Genomic DNA, 21,499 nt, shown 5'->3' on the forward strand with positions numbered 1-21,499 from the left:
ACGCGCGCTGCCGTCAGGCGCTGCTGCTTGCCGCCAGCAGGCACAGGCTGCGCGGCGGCAGGGTCCAGGCACCTGCTTCATCCGGCTCCAACGGCGTTTCGTCGGTCTGCAGGAGTACGCGCCGGAACGACAAGGCTTCATCCGACACACTGAACCGCTGCGGCTGGTCTCCGGCGTTCAACAGCAGGGCCAGGCTGACATGCCGCCCGGGCTCGCGCAGGCCGCTGTCCGGGCTGCGGCCGTCCAGCACGATCAGCAGCGCACGCAGCCCTGCGTCATGCCAGTCCGCTTCCTCCATGCTGCGGCCGTCAGGATGCCGCCAGTCGATATCGCGCAGGCCCAGCGCTTCATCGTATTCGCCACGCAGGAACCGGTTCCTGCGCAGCAGGCCATAGCGTCGGCGCAGCGACAGCGCCCGGCGTACGAACGCCACCTGCGCCTGTGCAGCCGGCGATGCCGCACGCTCCCAGTCGATCCAGCTCAGCGGGTTGTCCTGGCAGTAGGCGTTGTTGTTGCCCTGCTGCGAATGGCCGAACTCATCGCCGGCCAGCAGCATCGGCGTGCCCTGCGCGAGCAGCAGCGTGGCCAGCAGGTTGCGCATCTGCCGCGCACGCAACGAGAGGATCGCCGCATCATCGGTGTCGCCCTCCACACCGTGGTTGCTGGAGAGGTTGTGCGAGTGGCCATCGCGGTTGTCTTCGCCGTTGGCCTCGTTGTGGCGATCGTTGTAGCTCACCAGATCGTGCAGGGTGAACCCATCGTGCGCCGTCACCAGGTTGATGCTGGCCGAGGGCCGCCTGCCATGATGTTCGAACAGGTCGGCCGAGCCGGTGAAGCGCGTGGCGAATTCCGGCAACTGGCCGCCATCGCCGCGCCAGAGCGCGCGTACCGTATCGCGGAAGCGGTCGTTCCATTCCGCCCAGCCCGGCGGGAACTGGCCCAGTTGATAGCCGCCCGGGCCGATGTCCCATGGCTCGGCAATCAGCTTCACCTGGCTCAGGATCGGGTCCTGGCGTACCGCATCAAGGAAACTGCCCGAGGCATCGAAGCCATGCCGCTCGCGGCCAAGGATGGTGGCCAGGTCGAAACGGAACCCATCCACCCGCATCTCGGTCACCCAGTAGCGCAGCGAGTCCATCACCATGCGCAGCGCGCCGGCATTGGTCAGGTCGAACGTGTTGCCGGTGCCGGTATCGTTGATGTAATAGCGGCGATCATCGGCCAGGCGGTAGTAGCTGGCATTGTCGATGCCCTTGAAGGACAGCGTAGGGCCCAGCTCATTGCCTTCGGCGGTGTGGTTGTAGACCACGTCCAGGATCACTTCGATGCCGGCACTGTGCAGCCGCGCGACCATCTGCTTGAACTCGGCCACGGTGCCCAGCGACAGGTAGCGTGGCTGCGGCGCGAAGAAGCCGATGGTGTTGTACCCCCAGTAGTTGCGCAGCCCGCGCTCGAGCAGCTGCTGGTCATCCACGTAGGCATGCACCGGCAGCAGCTCGATGGCGGTCACCCCCAGATGGCTGAGGTGGTCGACCACCGCGTCGTGGCGCAGGGCAGAGAAGGTGCCGCGCTCGGCCTGCGGGACATCGGGGTGCTGCATGGTCAGTCCGCGCACGTGCGCTTCGTAGATCACGGTCCGGTCCCAGGGCGTTGCGGGTGCACGTTCGACACCCCAGCTGAAGGCCGGATCGATCACCGCGCAGCGTGGCATGTAGCTGGCGCTGTCGCGGCGGTCGAAACTGAGATCGCCATCACGGTGGCCCAGGGTGTAGCCGAACAGGTGCGGCGCCCACTTCAGCTCGCCGACGATCTGCTTGGCGTAGGGGTCCAGCAACAGTTTGTTGGGATTGAAGCGATGCCCCTCCTCCGGCGCATACGGGCCGTGCACCCGATAGCCATAGCGTTGCCCGGGCCGCACGTCCGGCAGGTAGCCGTGCCAGATCTCGTTGGTGTACTCAGGCAGGACGATGCGCTCGACTTCACGGTTGCGCGCGTCGAACAGGCACAGCTCCACCCGGGTGGCATGCCGCGAGTACAGCGCAAAGTTCACGCCCAGCCCGTCCCACGTCGCGCCCAGCGGGAACGGCCGGCCTTCGCGCACGCGCGAGGTCTGCGTCCACTTACGGCTGGCCATCGGTGCCCTCCTCGCCGCGCGCCGCGGCAATCTCGGCCTCCACCAGGCGCTCGGCCATGTGCCAGTGCCGCTGCTGCTGATCGTCCGGGCGCCCCTCCGCTTCCCAGATCTGGTGGGCCAATGCCTCAATCCGCTGCCGTCGTTCCCTGCTGTCCATCCCTACCTGTCTCCTCGTTGATCCATATCGCCAGCGGGCTGCCAGCCAGAAGCCTGCCCACGTCCGCGGTTGCGTTGAAATGTTCGATGCGCCCGTCCAGGAGGTTGCGCATGGGGCCTGTCGGCACACCGTGCAGTGCTACGCCGGTGCCGACGTCGTGCGCGGCGTGCAGGCTGGGCCCAGGCACGGCGGCGGGCGAACCCCGGCGCACGATCACCAGCAGCACCTGCGCCTGATGCCTGCGCGTGAACGCCAGCCACGGCGAGCGCGCAGGCGCGGACAGCGGCTGCAACTGGCCATGCAGGAACAGGTGCGGGTGCCTGCGGCGGCACTCCAGCAATTGCCGCAGCAGGAATGCCTTGATGCCACCGTCCCGCCAGTCTTCCAGCAGCGCGGGCCACCCGCGCGTATCGCGCAGCCACGCCTGCCGCGTTGGATAGTCCACGGCACGCCGGTTGTCCGGGTCCACCAGGCTCAGGTCCCAGCCTTCCCCACCCTGGTAGAGGTCGGGCACGCCGGGCAGGCAGTGCTGCAGGCACAGCTGCGCCAGGCCGTTGCAGGCGCCGGCCGGCGCGATGCGCGCCACGAACGTCGCCAGCGCCTCGCGCACCGGCTGCAAGGGCGCTGCGTCCAGCAGCGCGTGCAGCCACTGCGCGGCGGCCTCCTCCACGGCCACATCCGGGTCTGACCAGCTGCTGACCCGCTTGCCCTCGCGCAATGCCTTGGCCAGCCATTGCACCATCCTTGAGGCGAAGTCGGCGCCAGGGGCACCGTGCATCGGCCATGCGGCCACGAGCGCCTGCCACAGTGCGTAGGCCTCGGCACCCGGCAACGGCATCGGCGCGCCGGCGCGGGTCGACATCCGGTTCCAGCGCCGCACAGCGTCCCGCCATTCGAACGTGCAGGTACTGAGAACCGCCAGTCGCGCGCGGCTATCCGCGCCGCGCTTGTGATCGTGGGTCGCAAGCGCAAGCAACGCCCTGGGATGGCGACGCAGGCGCGCAGTGGCGTGTTCCAGCAGCGCGCGCCCCTCCATGCCCAGCCGCTGCGGATCACTGCCGACGTCGTTGCGCGAGAGCAGCCTGAAATAGCGATAGAACCCGGTGTCTTCCACCGACTTGGCATTCAACGGCGCGGCCAGTTGACCGAAACGCGCACGCAGCACGCGCTCGGCCTGCGCCTCGCCGGCAAGCGCTGCCAGCAACAGGTCCAGCGCCGCGCGTGCGGCACCGTCCAGTGCCTGGCGCGCTGCGGCGGCAGCGTCCGCCAGCGCCTTTCGTTCACCCGCCCCCTGCAGCGAATAGGGCCGGTAGGTGCGGTAATGCCCCAGCACGGAAGCCAATGCGCGGGCCAGCGCAGCCACTCCGATATCGGCTTCGGCCAGCCGCGGCTGCAGGACCTGCTGCGCGCTGCGCAGCAGCCGCTGGAAGTCGGCATGAAGGCCCTGGCGCAGCAACATGGCGCGGGCGTCCTGCTGGATCCGGTCGAAGCTGCGCGGGTCACCGCCCAGCGCCTGCCACGTGCGCGAGAGCGCGGGTGCAGCCGCCGGATCGTGCAACCAGGCCCCGGCCTGGTCCATGAAGTCATAGCCGGTGGTGCCGTCGCAGGCCCAGTCGTCGGGCAGCTGCTCGCCCTCGGCCAGTATCTTCTCCACATGCAGGCTGACGGCCTGCGGCTCACGACCGCCGGCCGCGCAGGCGGCGTCGAGCGATTGACGCAGGCGCTGCAGGTACGCGCCCGGGGAGGCCAGACCATCCACGTGGTCGATGCGCAGGCCGTCCACCCATCCCTCGCGTACCAGCCGCAGCGGCAGCGCATGCACTGCCTCGAACACATCCTCGCGCTCCACCCGCAGCGCGGCCAGTTCGTTGATATCGAAAAAGCGCCGGTAGTTCACCTGATCGCCGGCCGTGCGCCACCAGGCCAGACGATAGTGCTGCCGCTGCAGCAGCGTGTGCAACCGTTCAACGCTGCGGTTGCAGCGTTCGGCCCACGCCGGCCACTGCGCGGGTTCCAGCGGATGGCTGCGCGGCGACAACGGCAATGCCAGGCCATGGTGGCGCAGCACGGGCCGCGCGTTGTCCACCACCACGCGCACCACGCCGTCGCGTACCGCGTCGTGCAACGGCCGGTCCAGTACCGGCAGCCAGAGCCGGCCCTCGCAGCCCGGCGCCTCCCACTCGATGTCAAACCAAGCTGCGTGCGGGCTTCGAGGCCCGTGCATCAGCACATCGCTCCACCACTGGCTGTGCGGGGACGCCGCCAGATGGTTGGGCACGATGTCCAGGATCAGGCCCATGCCGTGCGCGCGCGTCACTTCCGCCAGCTGCAGGAAGCCCGCTTCACCGCCCAGTTCCGGATTGATGCGAGCCGGGTCGACGCCATCGTAGCCATGCGTCGACCCGGGCACCGCCGCAGCGATCGGTGACAGGTAAAGGTGGCTGACGCCCAGCGCGGCGTAGTACGGCACCTGCGCGGCAGCCGCCCCGAGGTCGAAGCCTGCGTGCAGCTGCAGGCGCGCGGTGGCACGCAACCCCGTCATTGCCCGGTCCTGCGGCGCGTGGCACTCAGGCGCGCCACGCGCGCATCGGCCGCGTCAGCATCCCACGTCGGCGGCAGGCGGCGGCGCCAGTTGGGATGGCCGTCGACGGTGCCTGGCAGGTTCACCTGTGCGCGACCGCCCAGCGCGTCTTCCAGCGGCAGCAACGCCAGCCGGGACGCCGAGTGGGCGACCAGAGACAACGCCCTGGCGTCCAGCGGCGCGCCCTCGCCGCCAACCACCGCAGACAGTGCCTGCGCGTCGCTGGCGCGCGCGCGCAGTGCCGCTGGCAGATCCGCCAGCTCACCCAGGCGTGCACGCCAGCGCAGGTCACGCCCGCGCAGCCAGCCGGCCAGCGGTGGCAGGTCATGGGTGGAGGGCATGGCCACTGCATCGCGGCGCCACTGCGGCGCCGGCAGGAAGCGCGCGCCGTTTCGGGCAAACGGCAGCACCTCGATGCCCAGAATGCCCCGGGCTGCCAGCCGCTGGCGCATGCCCGGCGGAACCACGCCCAGGTCTTCGCCGATCAGCACGCAGCGATGCCGCCAGGACTCCAGCACCAGCAGGTTGATCAGATCATCGAACGGATAGCGCAGGTACACGCCCTGCCCGGCGCCCGCGCCACGGGGCAACACCCACAGCCGCAGCAGGCCCAGGATGTGATCGATGCGCAAGCCTCCGCGGCCGGCCATCACGGCGCGCAGCACGCGAAGGTAGGGTGCGAAGCCCTCGCGCTGCAACGCCATCGGTGACCAGCTGGTGATGCCCCAGGCCTGGCCGAGCGGATTGAACGCGTCCGGCGGTGCCCCCAGCTCAAATCCCTGCAGCAGATCAGCACCCCCGGTGCGTGCCTCCACGCCCTGCGGCGCGCAGCCCACGGCCAGGTCGGCAATCAACCCGATCGAAGCGCCCTCGTCGCGCAGCGTGGCGTGTACCTGCGCCCAGCCCTGCTGTGCCAACCACTGCGCAAACGCATGGTCGTCCGCGCTGCCGGTGAACCGGTCGGCGGCATGCTGGCAATAGTGCCGCAGCGGATCGCCCTGCATGGCACGCCAGGTTTCGATCTGCGCGTGCTGCGACGGTGCCTGCGCTGCAACCCATTGGCGAACCTGCCGTATCCAGCGCCACTTCACTGCCGCCGAGTGCGGCCAGTCGATGCGACGTGCGGCAGTCCCCGCTTCCACCGCCGCCGCCAGCGCCTCGTCCCCGCCCAGCACGCTGTTGGCGGCATCGGGCAATACCTGCGGCAGGGAGACCTGCAGCGGGTCGAGCCAGCGCCGGTCGCTGGGCGAATAGGGGCTGTAGCCTGGGCCCGGTGGCATGCCCGCGTGCAGCGGGCTCAACGCCAGTGCGTCGCCGCTGTGCCGGTGCAGCAGCTCGCTCCATCGTGCACAGCCGGCACTGTCACCGATGCCGGCATCACCGGGCGCGCGCAGGCTGTAGACCTGCGCCGACAGGCCCCAGCCGCGCAGCGTGCCCCGCGGCCACCAGGCACGCTGTGGCGCCACCGCAACCGCCTGTTGCTGGTCGCCCCGGCGCCACTGCCAGTAGCCCGGCTGGTCCGGCACGCGCCAGCGGCCCTGCGCATCGGCACGGGCGGGCAACGCTGCGCCCTGCTCATCCACCCAGCACGCTGCACCGGCTGCCTCCGGCATCACCAGCAGCTGTCCGCAGCAGGCCGTGCGCAGGCCAGCGTGCTCGGGCACCGCCTCGCACTGCAGCCCCTCCAGCACGGCGCGCAGCACGTCCGGTGCGACCTCGCGCGCGGCACCGGCCACGTCGGTCCAGCGGACCAGCAGGCCCGCACGGCGGGCCGTCTCCCGCACCGCTGCATCCGTATTCATGCGGCGACCCAGCAGGCCAGCATGCCGCCGCCTGCCGGCAGCATCCCGGCAGCGTCCGGCCCCACGACGTACTCGCCGGCCGGCACCGCATGCGCCACCGGCACAGGGCCCACGTTGATCGCGATCCACCATTGGCCCGATGGCAACTGCCAGCCCGCCTGCACCGCGCCTTGGCCCAGCACGCGCGCGCCCAGCGACCGCGCCTGCAGCAGGCCCGGCTGCAGATAGCGCCTGCGCAGGCCGAGGAATTCACCCGAGCAGCGCAGCCAGTGCTGCGACCAGGGATCATCGCCGGGCGGCGGCGTGTACGACGCCTGCAGGGTCGCCGCATCGTTCGGGTCCGGAATACGCGCGCGCGCGGCGGCGTCGGCAAAGGCGCTGAAACCAGCGAACTCACGTCGACGCCCTTCACGCACCGCCTCGTCCAGCGGCGGCGCGTAGTCTGTGAAGAACAGGAACGGCGATTGCGCCTGCCACGGCTCGCCCATGAACAGCAGCGGGATCATCGGCGTCAGCAGGGTCAGCGCCAGCGCCGCGCGCAGCGGCGCAGGATCGGTCAGCATCGACAGGCGCTCGCCGAAAGCGCGGTTGCCCACCTGGTCATGGTTCTGCGCGAATACCACAAAACGCGCGGGCGACAGGTCGGCGCTGGGTTCGCCGCGGGGGTCGCCGCGCAGGTCCGGTTCACCCTGCCAGGCGAATCCCTCGGCCAGGCAGCGCGCCAGCAGTGCTTCGGCGCGACCGGCATAGGCCGCGTAATAGCCTTCCTGCTCGCCGGTCAGCATCACGTGCAGCGCGTTGTGGAAGTCATCGTTCCACTGCCCCTGGTAGGCGCCGCGCAGCCACCGCGCCTGGTTGCGCTCGTTCTCCAGCACCAGGTGCGCGTGCGGGGCCACCGCACGTACCTCATCGGCCAGCTGCTGCAGGAAACGGTCATCGTCAATGGCGTGCACCGCGTCCAGGCGCAGGCCATCGAAGCCGTAGTCGCGCAACCACATCAGCGCGTTGTCGATGAAAAAGCGCCGCACCCAGGGCTGGCGGAAGTCGATGGCCTCGCCCCACGGCGTGCTGCGGTCGTCACGGAAGAACCCGCGCGCGTAGTCGCGCAGGTGGTTGCCCTGGGGTCCGAAGTGGTTGTAGACCACATCCAGCAGCACCGACAGCCCTGCATCGTGCGCCGCTTCGATGAAGGCCCTCAGCGCTGCCGGCCCGCCATAGGCATGGGCCGGCGCATACGGGAACACGCCGTCGTAGCCCCAGTTGCGCTGGCCGGGAAACTGCGCGACCGGCATCAGTTCAATGGCGGTGATGCCCAGCGCGGCCAGCATCGGCAGTTGCGCGGTCAACGCCGCGAAGCCGCCCCCGGCCTCGATATGCACCTCATAGATCACCAGGTCCTGCCAGGCATGCCCCTGCCGGGCAGGCCGCGCTGCCTCCGTATCCAGCACCACCGCGCTGTCGCCGTCGATGCCGTCCGGCTGCCAGCGCGAGGCCGGGTCGGGCACGTCCTGGCCAGAAGGCAGGCGGAACCGGTAGCGGTCGCCATGCGATGCCGGTATTCGCAGCCAGTGGCAGCCGTCCGGGTCGCGTTGCATCGGCCGCTGGGTGCCTTGCAGGCACAGCGCCATCGTCCTTGCGCCCGGTGCCCACACGCGGAACTCCACCCCGTCACCGGCCACCGGCCAAGCGCCCAAGCGCGGGGCCACTGTGGTCATGCATCAACCTGCAGGTAGAGCGTGGACAGCGGCGGCAGCGTGAGCCGCAGCGACTGCGCGTGGCCGTGCATCGGCCTCGGCTCGGTATGCACTGCGCCGAGGTTTCCCGCATTGCCGCCACCGTAATACGCGCTGTCGGTGTTGAGCCGTTCGCTCCAGCGCCCCGGTTGCGGCACCCCGACCCGGTAGCCGTCGCGACGCAGCGGGGTGAAGTTGCTCACCACCAGCAGGGTGCGGCCGCTGCCGGCAGGATCCCGGCGGATGAAGGCGTAGACGCTGTTGCGACTGTCGTCCGCCACGCTCCAGTCGAAGCCGCGTTCGTCGCGTTCGTCGCGATGCAACGCAGGTTCGGCGCGGAGCACGTTATTGAGGTCGCCCACCAGGCGCGACAGGCCCTGGCCCTCGTTGCTGGCCGCCCGTGCCCAGTCCAGTGCCGCATCGTGCGACCACTCATGGCCCTGGCCGAACTCGCCGCCCATGAACAGCAGTTTGCTGCCCGGGTGCGCCCACATGAAGCCGTAATACGCGCGCAGCTGGGCCAGCCGCTGTGCCGGCTCGCCCGCCATCTTGGCCAGCAGCGCGCCCTTGCCATGCACCACCTCGTCGTGGGACAGCGGCAGCACGAACCGTTCGGAGAAGGCGTAGACCAGGCCGAAGCTGATCTGGCTGTGGTGATGCGAACGATGGACCGGATCGCGCCCCAGGTACTGCAGGGTGTCGTGCATCCAGCCCATGTTCCACTTGTGGGTGAAGCCAAGCCCGCCCTCCTCCACCGGCGCTGTCACCCCCGGCCACGCGGTGGATTCCTCGGCGATCACCAGCACGTCCGGGAAGCGCTCCCGCAGCGTCTGGTTCATCCGCCGCAGGAAAGCGACCGCCTGCAGGTTCTCGCGCCCGCCCTGCTCGTTGGGTACCCAGTCCCCCTCGGCACGGCTGTAATCCCGGTACAGCATCGACGCTACGGCGTCCACGCGCAGACCGTCGACATGGAAGCGCTCCACCCACTCCAACGCACTGCCGATCAGGTAGGCGGCCACTTCGTTGCGGCCGTAGTTGTAGATCAGCGTGTCCCAGTCGGCGTGCACCCCTTCGCGCGGGTCGGCATGCTCGTACAGCGAGGTGCCATCGAACCCGGCCAGGCCATGCGCATCGTTGGGGAAGTGCGCGCTCACCCAGTCCACGATCACTCCCACGCCGGCCTGGTGACAGCGGTCCACGAAGCGTGCGAAGGCCTGTGGCGTGCCATGGCGTGCCGTCGGCGCGTAGATCCCCAGCGGCTGATAGCCCCAGGAACCGCCGAAGGGATGCTCGCTCACCGGCAACAGCTCGATATGGGTGAAGCCAAGACCGGCCACGTACGGAATCAAACGGTCGGCCAGGGCATCCCAGTCCAGCGGCGCACCATCGTCGCTGCGCTGCCAGGAACCGGCATGCACTTCGTAGATCGACAGCGGCGCGCAGGTTCCGGCCAGGCGGCGGGCCGCCAACCAAGCATCATCGTGCCACTCCATTTGCCCAGCCGAAGGCACCCGCGATGCGGTCGCCGGTGGCAGCTCGGCCCAGCGCGCCATCGGATCGAACTTGTCGGGCATCACCCGGCCGTCGGCGCCGACGATGCGGAATTTGTAGCGGGCACCGGCCTGCACGCCCGGCAGGAACAGCTCCCACACGCCGGCGGTGTGACGCAGCCGCATCGGATGGCGTCGGCCGTCCCACCCGTTGAAATCGCCAACCACGGCGACCCGCTGGGCATTGGGCGCCCACACCGCGAAGCGCACGCCCGCAATGCCCTGCACCTGCATCGGCACCGCACCCAGCTGCCGCGCCGCATCGGCATCACCGGCATGGAACCGCTGCAGCAGGGCTTCGTCCAACAGTGGACCGAACGCATAGGCATCGTGCACCTGCTCCACGCCCTGTTCGAAATGCAGGGCAAGCAGCGGTATCGCCGCGTCACCGGCCGCGCCCTCGAACAGGCCGGGCAACGGGCCAGGGGACAGGTTCCAGCGCCGCCCATCGTCTGCAATCACCTCGACGCGCTGCGCATGCGGCACCAGCACGCGCAGCTGGCGTCCGCCTTCTGGCTGGCGATGCGGGCCCAGCCAGGCAAATGCATCGGCCGGGCGCGCGTGGACGAGGTCCTGCAGCGCCGGGGCGATACGCTGATCCAATCCCGTCTCCGTGATCGCTTCATCCTCCAGGGCGGCCAGATGCAGGCTGTCGTGGCTCATGCGGCCACCTGGCAGGTCTGCTGGTACAGGGCCAGATACGCGCGACCGGCCGCATCCCAGCCACCCGGCCGCAGCATGGCGGCGCGGCGCATGGCCTGCAGCAGGCCGGGCAGGCGGAAGGTGCGCATCGCCCGTTCCACGCAGCGGCGCAGGCCCTCGGCATTGGCGCCGTGGAACAGGAATCCGGTCACGCCATCCTCGACGGTATCCACCAGCCCGCCGGTCGCGTGTGCGATGGGCAGGCAGCCGAAGCGCTGCGCGTACATCTGGCTCAGCCCGCAGGGTTCGAAGCGTGAAGGCATCAGCAGGAAGTCGGCGCCGGCAAACATCTGGCGGGCCAGCGCCTCTTCGAAGCCGATGAATGCGCCCACCCGTCCGGGGTAGCGCCGGGCCAGCGCCTGCACCTGCGCTTCCACCTGCGGCTCGCCGCCGCCGATGATGACCAGCTGGCCGCCGGCCGCCACGATCTGCGGTGCCACATCGCAGGTGATGTCCAGGCCTTTCTGGTGCACCAGGCGGGAGACCACCGCGAACAGCGGGCCGGTCGACGGCGCCAGCCCGAACGCCTTGCGCACCGCATGCGCGTTGGTGGCGCGCCCGGTCCATTCGCCGATGCCGAAATGGGCCTTGAGGTGGATGTCGCGGCGTGGATCCCAGCTGGCGTCGATGCCGTTGACGATGCCACTCAGGTGTCCGCCGGCCGCCCGGCGCGCCAACAGGTCATGCAGCCCGCAGCCGTCATCCGGGGCGGTGATCTGCTGCGCGTAGCGCAGGCTGACCGTGTTCAGCCGCGTGGCATTGGTGATGCCGCCCTGCAGGAACGACATCTGCCCGTGGAAGTGCAGTTCATCCAGGTGTTCGGCCGGCACGCCCAGCACCGGCGCAAGCGCGTAGGGGAACAGCCCCTGGTAGGCCAGGTTGTGGATGGTCAGCAGGGTCGGCACGGCTGTCCGGTCCCAACGTACGTAGGCGGCAGCCATGGCCACCGGCCAGTCATTCAGGTGCAGCAGCTGCGGCGCCCAGTCCAGCCCGGCGCGCCCGGCCGCAATCTCCGCAGCCGCATGCGAAAGCGTGGCGAAGCGAACCGCGTTGTCTTTCCACTCCTGTCCCTGCCCATCCACGTAGGGCGAGCCCTCGCGCTCGTACAGCCCAGGCGACAGCAGCACGTAGATAGGAAGGCCGTCGGCCTGCACCGCCATGCCGATCGTGCACGCGGGCAACCCGGCTCGGGCGCTGACCCGCCCCACCGGTCGCAGCTGTGGCAGGCGCTGCAGAACCTCCGGGTAGCCGGGCAGCAGCACGCGCGAATCACATGCACCGCGCACCGCACGCGGCAACGCCGCGGCCACATCACCCAGTCCGCCGGCCTTGATGAAGTCAGCCATCTCGGTGGCGACGAACAGCACGCGCTGCACCAGTTCTGGGAGATCCAACGGTTGCGAGTGGCCGCGGCGAGTGCCGATCGGCACGGGCGTGAGCGGAGAGATCGCAACGGGTGAAGCGGACTGGGCGGCGCGGGCCATGGGGATGATCTCGGATGCTTCAGGCAGACAGACGCCAGCGGCGCCCGGACGGGCGCTTGTGCTGGGAAGGAAGTCGACGCAGGACGTGGGGGACGTCAGCGAGAGGCTCAGGACGACAATAGCCCTCCATGCGATCAATCAACCGTGAAGCCATGGCGATTTCTTTGTGACAAGGCGTCATGAGCTCAGTACACATGACAGGCGCCCGCCTCCTGCCCGTGTCTCTCCTGTAGAGCCGAGCCCGCGCCCGGCTGCCGGCAATCCCGTTTGCCCCGTGAGCCGAGCATGGGCTCGGCTCTACAGGGATTCTTCCTGCGACACCCGGTCGCAGGCCATCGAGCGACGCGCTTGACCAATGTCAAACCGCCCGCCGCCGCGCGGGCGTATTTCTATGCAGGACCCGAACACGCCGGCACTGCCGGCATCCACAAGGACCCTGCGATGAGCTACACCCCCGACAACGCCCAGCTGCTGAACGCCATGCAGAACGTCATGGTGATCTCCACCACCGACCTGCAGGGCAACATCACCTACGCCAATGACCTGTTCTGCACGCTCACCGGCTTCGCCCGCGAGGAACTGATCGGCCAGCCGCACAGCATCGTGCGCCACCCGGACGTGCCCAAGGCCGTCTACAAGGACATGTGGGACACCATCAAGGCCGGCAAGACCTGGACCGGCATCGTGCCCAACCTTGGCAAAGGCGGCGTGCTCTACGTGGTCGACACCACCGTGCAGCCGCTGTTCGACGCCGACGGCAACATCACCTCGTACATCAGCATCCGCCGCGTGGTGAACGACCTGATGCAGAACTACGACCTGGTCGAGTTCAGCAAGGAAAAGTTCGACGACTTCTACGAGGCCGCGTGAACGCTCTCCCGACCAGTACGCCCTTCAGCCGCCTGCTGGTGGGTTTTGCGTCCGAGTCGGGCAACGCCCGCGCCCTGGCCCAGCGCCTGGGCGCGGGCCTGCAGCTGCACGGGCCGCAGGTACTCCCGTTCAACGACATCGACGTGGCCAGTCTCGGCCAAGGCGATGTGCTGCTGGCAATCTCCAGCTCGTTCGGCGATGGCGAACCGCCGGCCAATGGCGAGCAGTTCTTCGAAACACTGCGCCAGACCCCGACGCTGCGCGGCCTGCGCTATGCGGTGTTCGGCCTTGGTGACACCGGCTACCCGAGCTTCTGCGGCTTCACCAAGGCGCTGGATGCTGCATTGAGCGAGCGCCAGGCCCGGCCGCTGCTGCAGCGGGTGGACGCCGATCTGGGCTACGAGCAGTTCTTCCAGCAATGGCAGCCGGTGCTGGGCCAGGTGCTGGAGGGTGACCTCAGCGCTGGCCAGCACCTGCACCTGCAGGTCACCGCCTATGGCGAAGACAATGCCTTTGCCGCGCGCATCCTCGAACGCCGCCGCTTGAACAGCAGCGACCCGGCCGCGTGGCACCTGCAACTGGACATTGCCGGCAGTGGCATGGCCTATCGCGCGGGCGACACCCTGCACGTAGTACCCGAGAACGATCCTGCCCTGCTGCAGGCGTTGGCCACCTGGTACGGCGACACCGCCGCCGTGGCCGCCCTGCACGACCGCGAGCTGCGCCTGCTGAGCAAGGGCGTGCTGCGCGAACTGGCCCGGCTGGGCGGTAGTGAGGCACTGAAGGGCCTGCTGAAGGTCAGCCAGAAGCGCGAGCTGGACGCCTACCTGCACGGCCTGGACCTGCTGGACGTGCTGCAGGACCACGCCACGCCGGACAGCGTGCCGCTTGCCCGGCTGCGCGAACTGCTGTCACCGCGGCTGCCGCGCGCCTATTCGATCGCCTCGCACCCGTGCGACGACCAGCTGAGCCTGTGCCTGCGCGAAGTGCGCTACACCCTGCGCGGCCGCGAACGCTTCGGCACTGCCACCGGCAGCCTCCTGCATGGAGGCGACCATGCCCGTGTGTACTGCCGCTCCAACCCCGGCTTCCACCTGCCCGATACCGGCGAGGCACCGCTGCTGCTGGTCGGTACCGGTACCGGCATCGCACCCTTGATGGGCCTGCTGCAGGAACTGCAGGCCAACGGCTGCGAACGCGAGGTGCACCTGGTGTTCGGCGAGAAGCACCGCCAGCACGACTACCTGTACCGTGACCAGCTGCTGGACTGGCGTACGCGTGGCGTGCTGGCCGGCCTGCATACCGCGTTCTCGCGCGATGGCGCCGAAAAGATCTATGTGCAGCATGTGCTGCAGCAGCGCGGCGATGAAGTGCGCGATGTGCTGGCCCGCGGTGGGCATCTGTACCTGTGCGGCAACAAGCGCCACCTGGAAAGCGCGGTGCGCGAGGCCATCGATGCCATCGGCGGCGAAGGCCACTGGGACACGCTGCGCAATGAAGGCCGCACGCACTGTGAATTGTACTGATCCGTTGATCCTGTAGAGCCGAGCCCACGCTCGGCTGCTGTTGGCGTTGTCGCGCAGAGCAGCCGAGCATGGGCTCGGCTCTACAGGTGCAGGTCAACCGTCGACAATGCGGCCGTCCACCACGCGCGCCACCTGCTGGCCGAACATGGCCACATCCTGCGGGTCATGGCTGATCAACAGCAGCGGAATGCCGGCCCTGTCCAGCACGGTCTCCAGCTCCTGGCGCAGGTGCTGGCGCAGGTCGTGGTCCAGCGCGGAAAACGGTTCATCCAGCAGCAGCGCCTGCGGCTGTGTCACCAGCGCGCGCGCCAGCGCGGTACGCTGGCGCTGTCCGCCGGAAATCTGTGATGGCAGCAGATCGCCCACCGTGTCGATGCGGAATGCGTGCAGCCACTGCTCCACCGCATCGAAACGCTGGCCGACCCGCGGATTCAGCCATCCCTTCTGCAGCCCGAACGCCACGTTCTGGCGCACGCTCAGGTGCGGGAACAACGCGTAATCCTGGAACACGTAGCCCAGCCGACGGCGCTGCGGTGGCAGGTCCACGCCGGTGGCCGTATCGAACAGGGTCTGCCCCTGCAGGCGCACATGGCCCTGGCCCGGCCGCAGCAGCCCGGCCACCGCCTTCAGGGTCAGGCTCTTGCCGGCGCCGGAGGGTCCGAACAGCACCACCTGCCGCTGCGTGCACTGCAGCGATACGTCCAACACGAAATCCTGGCCGGCCGCCTGCAGGCGACGCTGCACCTGCAGGTCAAGCCACATCACGCAGCTCCCGGCGACGTCCGCCCACCAACCGCGCAGCCAGCAACAGGATCACGATGCACACCACCGAGGTCAGGATCACCAGCGCATTGGCCTTGCCGTCCTGACCGGCCTGCACCGCCTCGTAGATGGCGATCGACAACGTCTGCGTCCGGCCCGGAATGCTGCCGGCCACCATCAACGTCGCGCCGAATTCACCCATCGCGCGTGCAAACGCCAGCAACAGGCCGGCAAGAATGCCGCGCCAGGCCAGCGGCAGCGTGACGCGGAAGAACACCGCCGCTTCGGACACACCCAGCGTCCGCGCGGCCTGCTCCAGCTGTCCGTCCACTTCCTCGAACGCCGCGCGTGCCGGCTTGAACACCAGCGGCAGCGAAGCCACCGCCGCCGCGATCACCGCGGCCTGCCAGGTAAACACCAGGTTGATGCCGAACCACGACTGCAGCCACGCGCCGATCGGGCCGTTGCGACCGATCAGCACCAGCAGGTAGTACCCCAGCACCGTTGGTGGCAGCACCATCGGCAGGGTCAACAGCGAATCCAGCAGCTCACGGCCGGGAAAGCGCCGACGCGCCAGCAGCGCGCCCAGCGCCACGCCCAGCACCAGGTTGATCGCGGTGGCCCAGCCGGCCACCTTCAGCGACAATCCCAATGCACTCCAGTCCAGATCCATGCGTCAGGGCTTGCCGAATCCGTGCCGGGCCAGGATCGCCTGGCCCGGCGCCGAACGCACGAAGGCGACAAACCGCTTGGCCTCTGCCGGCTGCGCGCTGGCCCTGGTCACCGCCAGCGGATAGGCGATGCGCCCGGACACCGGTACCGCGAAGGCACGGCGTACCCGGTCCGGCATGGCCTGCGCGTCAGTGGCATAGACGAAGCCGGCATCCACTTCACCGCGCGCCACGTAATCCAGCGACTGGCGCACGTTCTGCGTGGTGATGATCCGGCCCTGCACCGACGGCCACAGGCCGGCCGCTTCCAGCGCGCCCTTGGCATAGCGGCCGACCGGCACGCTGTCCGGGTTGCCCAGTGCGATGCGTTGCACGCCGGCACCGGCCAGGTCCTTCAAGCTGCGCGGCGCGGCCCTGGCCTGCGGCGGCGCCACCACCCACAGCGCGTTCACCGCGAACACCGCGCGGCTGCCGGCCGCCAGCAGGTCCTGCTGCTGGGCCTGGTCCATGGTGGCTTCATCGGCCGACGCGAACACATCCACCGGCGCGCCGCGGCTGATCTGCTGCAGCAGTACGCCAGAGGCGGCGAAGTTGAAATCGACCTTGGTTCCCGGGTGCGTCTTCTCATAGGCCGCACCCAGTTCGCGGAAGCTCTCGGTCAGGCTCGACGCCGCCGACACCGTCAGGTCGGCCGCCCAGGCCTGTACCGTGGCCAGCAGGCCCAGCCACAACAATGCCGCTCGCTTCATGCCCAGCCCCCTGCCTGATCAGTCCAGTCCGGCGTCCCGGGCTACGGCCAGTTCCGCCAGCCGGTCCGGGTCCAGCAACAGCATCTCACGTTGGTTCACCGCAATCACACCGTCGTCGCTCAAGCGGCGCAGTACCCGGCTCACCGTCTCCGGCGCCATCCGCAGGTAGTTGGCGATCTCGGTGCGGGCCATGCTCAGGTTGAAACGGGTGGCGGAGAATCCGCGCCGGGCATAGCGCTCGGAAAGATCCAGCAGGAACGCCGCCATGCGCTCCTCGGTGCGATGGTTGGCGGCCAGCGTGGCGACCTTGCCGATCTCGGCGCTGAGCAGGCTGAACAGCCGCGCCTGCAACCCCGGCATGCGCGTGGCCAGCAGGCTCAATCGCGGGAACGAGATCCGGCACAGGTAGACGGTGTCCAGGGCGACGGCGTTGCAGGGAAAGCGCGCGCCATGGATGGCATTGAGCCCGATCACCTCGCCCGGCAGGCTGAAACCCAGCACCTGCTCGTTGCCCTGGCTGTCATCGACGAACGTCTTGACCATGCCGGCACGCACCGCGGCGATCGAGTCGAATGGATCGCCGGCACGGAACAGGTAGTCGCCGGCCTGGAACGGGCCGACGTGGTCGACCAGCACATGCAATTCGCCCAGCGCGGTCTTGTCGTAGCCCTGCGACATGCAGGCGTCGGAGAACGCACAGGTGCTGCAGAAGTGCAGCGCGTCTCCGTCATCGGCTGCTGCCGGATTGGGCGTGGCCGGCCGGGACGCAGAGGGAGCGGAGGGGTTCAGAGGCATTGCAGCGAGGCAGGAACGAAGGCCCTCATCATACGACAGCGCACCGCCCGGCCCTGCGCAACGTGCACCTACTCTGGCGCGGGTTCGGAACGCCGCTGCGGGCCACGCTGCCGCATGCTGTCGCGCACGTCCACGTCGAACTGCAGCTGCAGCATGCTGTCGTCATCCAACGCGATACCGAAGCCCAGGCCATCGCGGCAAGGCAGCTTCTCCGCCAGTGCTTGAACCGCTTCGCGCGGCAGCACCAACCGGCAGAATGTCCCGCCATCGAGCAGCACCGCCTGATCCCCGGCATGCAGCGACAGCGCGACGCCCCAGCCGCCACTGCCGCCAAAACGGGTCAGGTTCTCGACCGACTCGCCTGCCAGCAATCGTGCCAGTTCTTCCTCATCCACGCGCAGGCGCATCGATTGCTGTTGCAGCTGGACCTTCATGCTGTGATGGACTCCCACTCCGACGGGGTATTGCAGTTGAGCAGCAACGCCTGATCCTCCGGCGCCAGTAGCATCCGTGTCACGCCCAGGCATTCCTGCAGCGCGCGCAGTGAACGACGCGCCGTCGGATCCTCAATCAGCTCCTGCAGCACGCGGCGGCAATGATCATCGATCCGCAACCGCATCGGCAACGGTTCATCGTCGAATACCGTGCAGGCACGCCCTTGATCGGCCTGCAGCCGCTGCAACAGCGCGGGTGTCACCCGCGGCGTATCGACCGGCACCACCCAGGCGGGGCCGTCTGGCATCTGCATCGCCACACTGTAGAGGCCGCCCAGCGGGCCGCAGCGTGCGACCCGGTCCGGGATGCCACCAAAAGCTGGGTAGTCGCCGCTCACCCATACCCTCCCGGCGCCGGCCTGCAGCAGCAGGCCGCGCATGTGTTCCAGCAGCGTGCGGCGGTGCCAGGGCAGCAGCGCCTTGTCGCGGCCCATCCGGCTGGACAGGCCGCCGGCCAGCACGATGCCATCAATGGGGATGTTCGTGATCGTGCGCATGGTCATGGCCGGGTTCGCTGTCCGCATGGCACAGGCTGCAACCTTCGCTCCACTGGCTGTCGCCGTCCTCGTAATGCTCCTGCTTCCAGATCGGGCACTGGTGCTTGACCACCTCGATCAACTGCCGGCAGGCCCGGAACGCCTCGTCACGGTGCGGGCTGCCGGCGGCCACCACCACCGCCACATCGCCGATGCCGAGCCGGCCCTTGGCATGCGCCACATACAGCTTCAGCTTCGGACCGAACGTGGCTTCGACCTCGGCGGCCAGGCGCTTGAATTCGTTCAGCACCAGCGGTTCAAACAGGTCGTAGGTGATCCCGGTCACCCGCCGGCCCAGATTGACGTCGCGCACTTTGCCGATGAACACATCGATGCCGCCGAAGCCCGGATCGGAAACCGCCGCGATGCCCTCGGCCGGATCGATCGCCGCCTGCGCGCGATCCACCACCTTGGCGATGATCATCTCGCTCATCGCTCAGCCCCCGCTCACCGGCGGAAGGATCGCCACCCGGCCATCGTCGGGCAGCGCGTCATGGTCGCGCAGCACCCGATGCTGGTCGGCGAATGCCGAATAGTCCAGCAGGCCCGCGCGGAAACCGGGCCAACGCAGCGGCAGCAGCTCGCGCAGCGCCTGCCGCAGATCGGCCACGGTGCCACCGGCTACATCCACGGCGATCTCGCGGCTGGCATCCAGATCGGAAAACGCACCGAACAATTGCAGATTCACCTGTCTCATCACGGCTCCTGGCTCGCCAGCTGCACAGGGTCCTGATGACCCCAGCCCTGCACGCGCACTGGCGTGCCGGCAGGGGCGAGACCGCCCTCGCCGTCCAGCACCACCCAGGCGTTGGCCTGCAGCATGGACATCAAACGGAACGACTCCTGCCCTGCCAGCACGCGCGCACTCAGGCGGCCCTGCGCGTCCACTTCCACCCGGGCCCGCGCATGGAAGCGCAGGCCCGGCGGCGTGCGCACGTCGGCCTGCAGCGGCAACATCAGCACCTGCTCCGGTGCCAGCCCCAGCAGGCGGCGCAGCACCGGCTCGACAAAGAAGCGCTGGCCCACCGCAGCCGACACCGGGTTGCCCGGCAGGCCGAAATACAGCGTGCCATTGGGCAGCACCGCGAACAGCAACGGCTTGCCGGGGCGGATCGCCACCTTGTGGAACACGATGCGCGCACCGCGGCCGCGCAGCGCGTCGGGAATGAAATCGTAGCGGCCGGCCGACACCGCGCCGGTGCTGATCAACAGCTGCGCACCCGCGTCCAGCGCTTGATCCAGTACGGCATTGAAGGCGGCCACCTCATCGCCCACCGTGCCCTGCCAGACCACCTCGGCACCGGCGGCCTGCAGGCGGCCGACCAGGTATGGCCGGTTGCTGTCACGGATCTGCCCGGATTCCAGCGCCTGCGCCGCCTCGGTCACCAGCTCCTTGCCGGTGGCGATCACCGCTGCCTTTGGCCGCGCCACCACCGCCACCTCGCCCACGCCGATCGCATGCAGCAAGGTGCGCGCGTTGATGTCCAGCACCTGCCCGGCCTGCAGCACGCGCTCGCCGTCGCTCACATCCTCGCCACGCAGGCGCACGTTCTGGCCCGGCTTCACCGCGCCCTTCAGGGCAATGCGGGTCGGGCGTCCATCTTCGCTGGCGAGGATCTCCACATTCTCGACCGGCACCACCGTATCCAGCCCAACCGGCATGCGCGCGCCGGTCATGATTTCCCAGGCGCCCTCGCCGCCTTCGGCGCCGGCATCGCCGGCTGCCTGCCAGCCCTGCACGGCAAATTCGGTACCAGCCTCGAACGTCGCGCCGTTGGCGCGCAGCGCGAAGCCGTCCATCGCCGAATTGTCGAACGGCGGCAGCGACTGTGCGCTGTGGATGTCACGGGCCAGCGTGCGGCCCGCGGCCTCGTGCAGCGGCAGGCGTTCGGCCGGCAGCGGCTTGGCCGCGTCCAGCAGGTGCTGCAAGGCATCGCTGTAGGGGATCATGCGTGGCCATCCCCCTCGACCATCGCCAGGGCGTGGCCCAGTACCGGCGCCAGGATGTCCAGGCACTGCGCCGCCGCCTTCGGGCTGCCCGGCAATGCAAACACCAGCATGTTGCCCAGCTGCACCACCTCGGCGCGGCTCAGCCAGGCCATCGGCGTGTGCTGTGCGCTCAGTGCCCGCACCATCTGCGCCAGGCCATGCACCGGCCGCGCATTCAACGAACGCAGCGCCTCCGGGGTCAGGTCACGCGGGCCCAGCCCGGTACCACCGGTACACAGGCACAGGCGCACGCCCTCGGCGGCCAAGGACTGCAGGCGGCTGGCCAACGGCTCGATGCCATCGGGCAGCACTTCGGCGGCCACCACCTCGCCCCCCAGCTTCTTCAGCCCGGTCACCAGGGTCGGTCCAGAGATATCCTCATAGGTGCCTTCGCTGGCGCGATCGCTCAGCGTGATCACCGCGCAGGCCGCGCCTTCCAGGCCCTTCGGCGCACGCGGCTTGAACCGCTCACGCTCGGCCTCGTCCATGCCGTCCGGGTGCAGCCAGACACCGCGCTTGCCGCCCTCCTTGAACAGCAGGCGGATGCCTTCGATGCGCAACGCCGGCTCCACCGGCTTGCTCAGGTCGTACAGGGTCAGCAGCGCCGCGTTGACGCCGGCCAGTGCCTCCATCTCCACGCCGGTGCGCGCCTCGCTGGCGCACTCGCACCACACGCGGATCGCCTGCCGTTCCGGTACCGGCGCGCAGAACACCTGCACCAGTTCCAGCGGCAGCGGGTGGCACAGCGGCATCAGCATCGAGGCCATCTTGGCGCCCTGCAGGCCGGCAATCTCGGCCATCACCAGCGCATCGCCCTTGGGCAGGCGGCGCTCGACAATCAGCGGATAGGCCACTGGACCGGCATGCAGCTCGCCCACCGCCACCGCACGGCGGCGGCTGATGCGCTTGTTGCGGACATCGGCCATGTGGAAGGCCGCGTTCAATTCCCCACTCATCGTGTTGC

At 69.1% G+C, this 21,499-nt stretch carries 19 protein-coding genes; 2 read left to right on the top strand and 17 right to left on the bottom strand.

Annotated elements, in window-relative coordinates:
- Positions 1-13: 13 nt before the first annotated feature.
- Genes glgX through glgA form a run of 7 tightly spaced genes read right to left on the bottom strand, consistent with a single transcriptional unit; the run spans position 14 to position 12,143 of the window.
- Complete coding sequence (gene glgX, locus AC5P8R_RS06845) at positions 14-2,134, bottom strand: glycogen debranching protein GlgX (protein ID WP_164165876.1); 2,121 nt, start codon at positions 2,132-2,134, stop codon at positions 14-16.
- The gene (locus tag AC5P8R_RS06850; protein ID WP_014647380.1) at positions 2,121-2,291 is read right to left on the bottom strand and encodes a DUF2934 domain-containing protein; all 171 of its coding nucleotides are present in this window, start codon (positions 2,289-2,291) and stop codon (positions 2,121-2,123) included. The genes glgX and AC5P8R_RS06850 overlap by 14 nt, the downstream gene beginning before the upstream one ends.
- Positions 2,260-4,833 (bottom strand): malto-oligosyltrehalose synthase, encoded by a 2,574-nt coding sequence (gene treY, locus AC5P8R_RS06855; protein ID WP_495223164.1) that lies wholly within the window; start codon positions 4,831-4,833, stop codon positions 2,260-2,262. The genes AC5P8R_RS06850 and treY overlap by 32 nt, the downstream gene beginning before the upstream one ends.
- A complete protein-coding gene (locus tag AC5P8R_RS06860; protein ID WP_495223165.1) occupies positions 4,830-6,674 on the bottom strand; it encodes a 4-alpha-glucanotransferase in 1,845 nt (614 codons plus the stop codon). Before AC5P8R_RS06860 ends, treY begins: the two co-directional genes overlap by 4 nt.
- On the bottom strand, positions 6,671-8,389 hold the full coding sequence (treZ, locus tag AC5P8R_RS06865) for a malto-oligosyltrehalose trehalohydrolase (protein WP_329890549.1): 1,719 nt from the start codon (positions 8,387-8,389) through the stop codon (positions 6,671-6,673). The genes AC5P8R_RS06860 and treZ overlap by 4 nt, the downstream gene beginning before the upstream one ends.
- Positions 8,386-10,620 carry a 1,4-alpha-glucan branching enzyme gene (locus tag AC5P8R_RS06870; RefSeq protein ID WP_495223166.1) on the bottom strand — a complete coding sequence of 745 codons (2,235 nt, stop codon included), beginning with the start codon at positions 10,618-10,620 and terminating at the stop codon, positions 8,386-8,388. The genes treZ and AC5P8R_RS06870 overlap by 4 nt, the downstream gene beginning before the upstream one ends.
- Complete coding sequence (gene glgA / locus AC5P8R_RS06875; RefSeq protein WP_495223167.1) at positions 10,617-12,143, bottom strand: glycogen synthase GlgA; 1,527 nt, start codon at positions 12,141-12,143, stop codon at positions 10,617-10,619. Before glgA ends, AC5P8R_RS06870 begins: the two co-directional genes overlap by 4 nt.
- A gap of 441 nt (positions 12,144-12,584) precedes the next feature.
- Between glgA and AC5P8R_RS06880 the strand changes: the two genes are divergently transcribed.
- Together AC5P8R_RS06880 and AC5P8R_RS06885 are read left to right on the top strand one after the other, a co-directional pair.
- The gene (locus AC5P8R_RS06880; protein WP_005409905.1) at positions 12,585-13,013 is read left to right on the top strand and encodes a PAS domain-containing protein; all 429 of its coding nucleotides are present in this window, start codon (positions 12,585-12,587) and stop codon (positions 13,011-13,013) included.
- Entirely contained in the window at positions 13,010-14,539 is a 1,530-nt protein-coding gene (locus AC5P8R_RS06885; protein ID WP_495223168.1) for a diflavin oxidoreductase, read from the top strand. The genes AC5P8R_RS06880 and AC5P8R_RS06885 overlap by 4 nt, the downstream gene beginning before the upstream one ends.
- A 93-nt stretch (positions 14,540-14,632) precedes the next feature.
- On the opposite strand, the gene AC5P8R_RS06890 is transcribed toward AC5P8R_RS06885, so the two are convergent.
- The 10 genes from AC5P8R_RS06890 to moaCB form a co-directional block, all read right to left on the bottom strand.
- The gene (locus tag AC5P8R_RS06890) at positions 14,633-15,301 is read right to left on the bottom strand and encodes an ATP-binding cassette domain-containing protein (protein ID WP_495223169.1); all 669 of its coding nucleotides are present in this window, start codon (positions 15,299-15,301) and stop codon (positions 14,633-14,635) included.
- Positions 15,291-15,974 carry a molybdate ABC transporter permease subunit gene (modB, locus tag AC5P8R_RS06895; RefSeq protein WP_005409908.1) on the bottom strand — a complete coding sequence of 228 codons (684 nt, stop codon included), beginning with the start codon at positions 15,972-15,974 and terminating at the stop codon, positions 15,291-15,293. Before modB ends, AC5P8R_RS06890 begins: the two co-directional genes overlap by 11 nt.
- A gap of 3 nt (positions 15,975-15,977) precedes the next feature.
- Positions 15,978-16,721, bottom strand: coding sequence for a molybdate ABC transporter substrate-binding protein (gene modA / locus AC5P8R_RS06900; protein WP_495223170.1), 744 nt, complete (start codon positions 16,719-16,721; stop codon positions 15,978-15,980).
- A gap of 18 nt (positions 16,722-16,739) precedes the next feature.
- Positions 16,740-17,516: a helix-turn-helix domain-containing protein gene (locus tag AC5P8R_RS06905; RefSeq protein ID WP_046430997.1), complete on the bottom strand. Its 777-nt coding sequence runs from the start codon at positions 17,514-17,516 to the stop codon at positions 16,740-16,742.
- Between the two features lie 68 nt (positions 17,517-17,584).
- The gene (locus AC5P8R_RS06910; protein WP_495223171.1) at positions 17,585-17,950 is read right to left on the bottom strand and encodes a hypothetical protein; all 366 of its coding nucleotides are present in this window, start codon (positions 17,948-17,950) and stop codon (positions 17,585-17,587) included.
- Positions 17,947-18,513, bottom strand: a complete 567-nt coding sequence (gene mobA / locus AC5P8R_RS06915) for a molybdenum cofactor guanylyltransferase (RefSeq protein WP_495223173.1) — start codon at positions 18,511-18,513, stop codon at positions 17,947-17,949. Before mobA ends, AC5P8R_RS06910 begins: the two co-directional genes overlap by 4 nt.
- Positions 18,479-18,979 (bottom strand): molybdenum cofactor biosynthesis protein MoaE, encoded by a 501-nt coding sequence (locus AC5P8R_RS06920; RefSeq protein WP_495223174.1) that lies wholly within the window; start codon positions 18,977-18,979, stop codon positions 18,479-18,481. The genes mobA and AC5P8R_RS06920 overlap by 35 nt, the downstream gene beginning before the upstream one ends.
- 3 nt (positions 18,980-18,982) lie before the next feature.
- Positions 18,983-19,243 (bottom strand): MoaD/ThiS family protein, encoded by a 261-nt coding sequence (locus AC5P8R_RS06925; RefSeq protein WP_495223175.1) that lies wholly within the window; start codon positions 19,241-19,243, stop codon positions 18,983-18,985.
- Entirely contained in the window at positions 19,243-20,496 is a 1,254-nt protein-coding gene (locus AC5P8R_RS06930) for a molybdopterin molybdotransferase MoeA (protein ID WP_495223176.1), read from the bottom strand. The genes AC5P8R_RS06925 and AC5P8R_RS06930 overlap by 1 nt, the downstream gene beginning before the upstream one ends.
- Positions 20,493-21,491, bottom strand: a complete 999-nt coding sequence (gene moaCB / locus AC5P8R_RS06935) for a bifunctional molybdenum cofactor biosynthesis protein MoaC/MoaB (RefSeq protein ID WP_262093809.1) — start codon at positions 21,489-21,491, stop codon at positions 20,493-20,495. The genes AC5P8R_RS06930 and moaCB overlap by 4 nt, the downstream gene beginning before the upstream one ends.
- Positions 21,492-21,499: the final 8 nt, after the last annotated feature.

It is taken from the genome of Stenotrophomonas sp. YJH_SMC_73 (assembly GCF_059370155.1).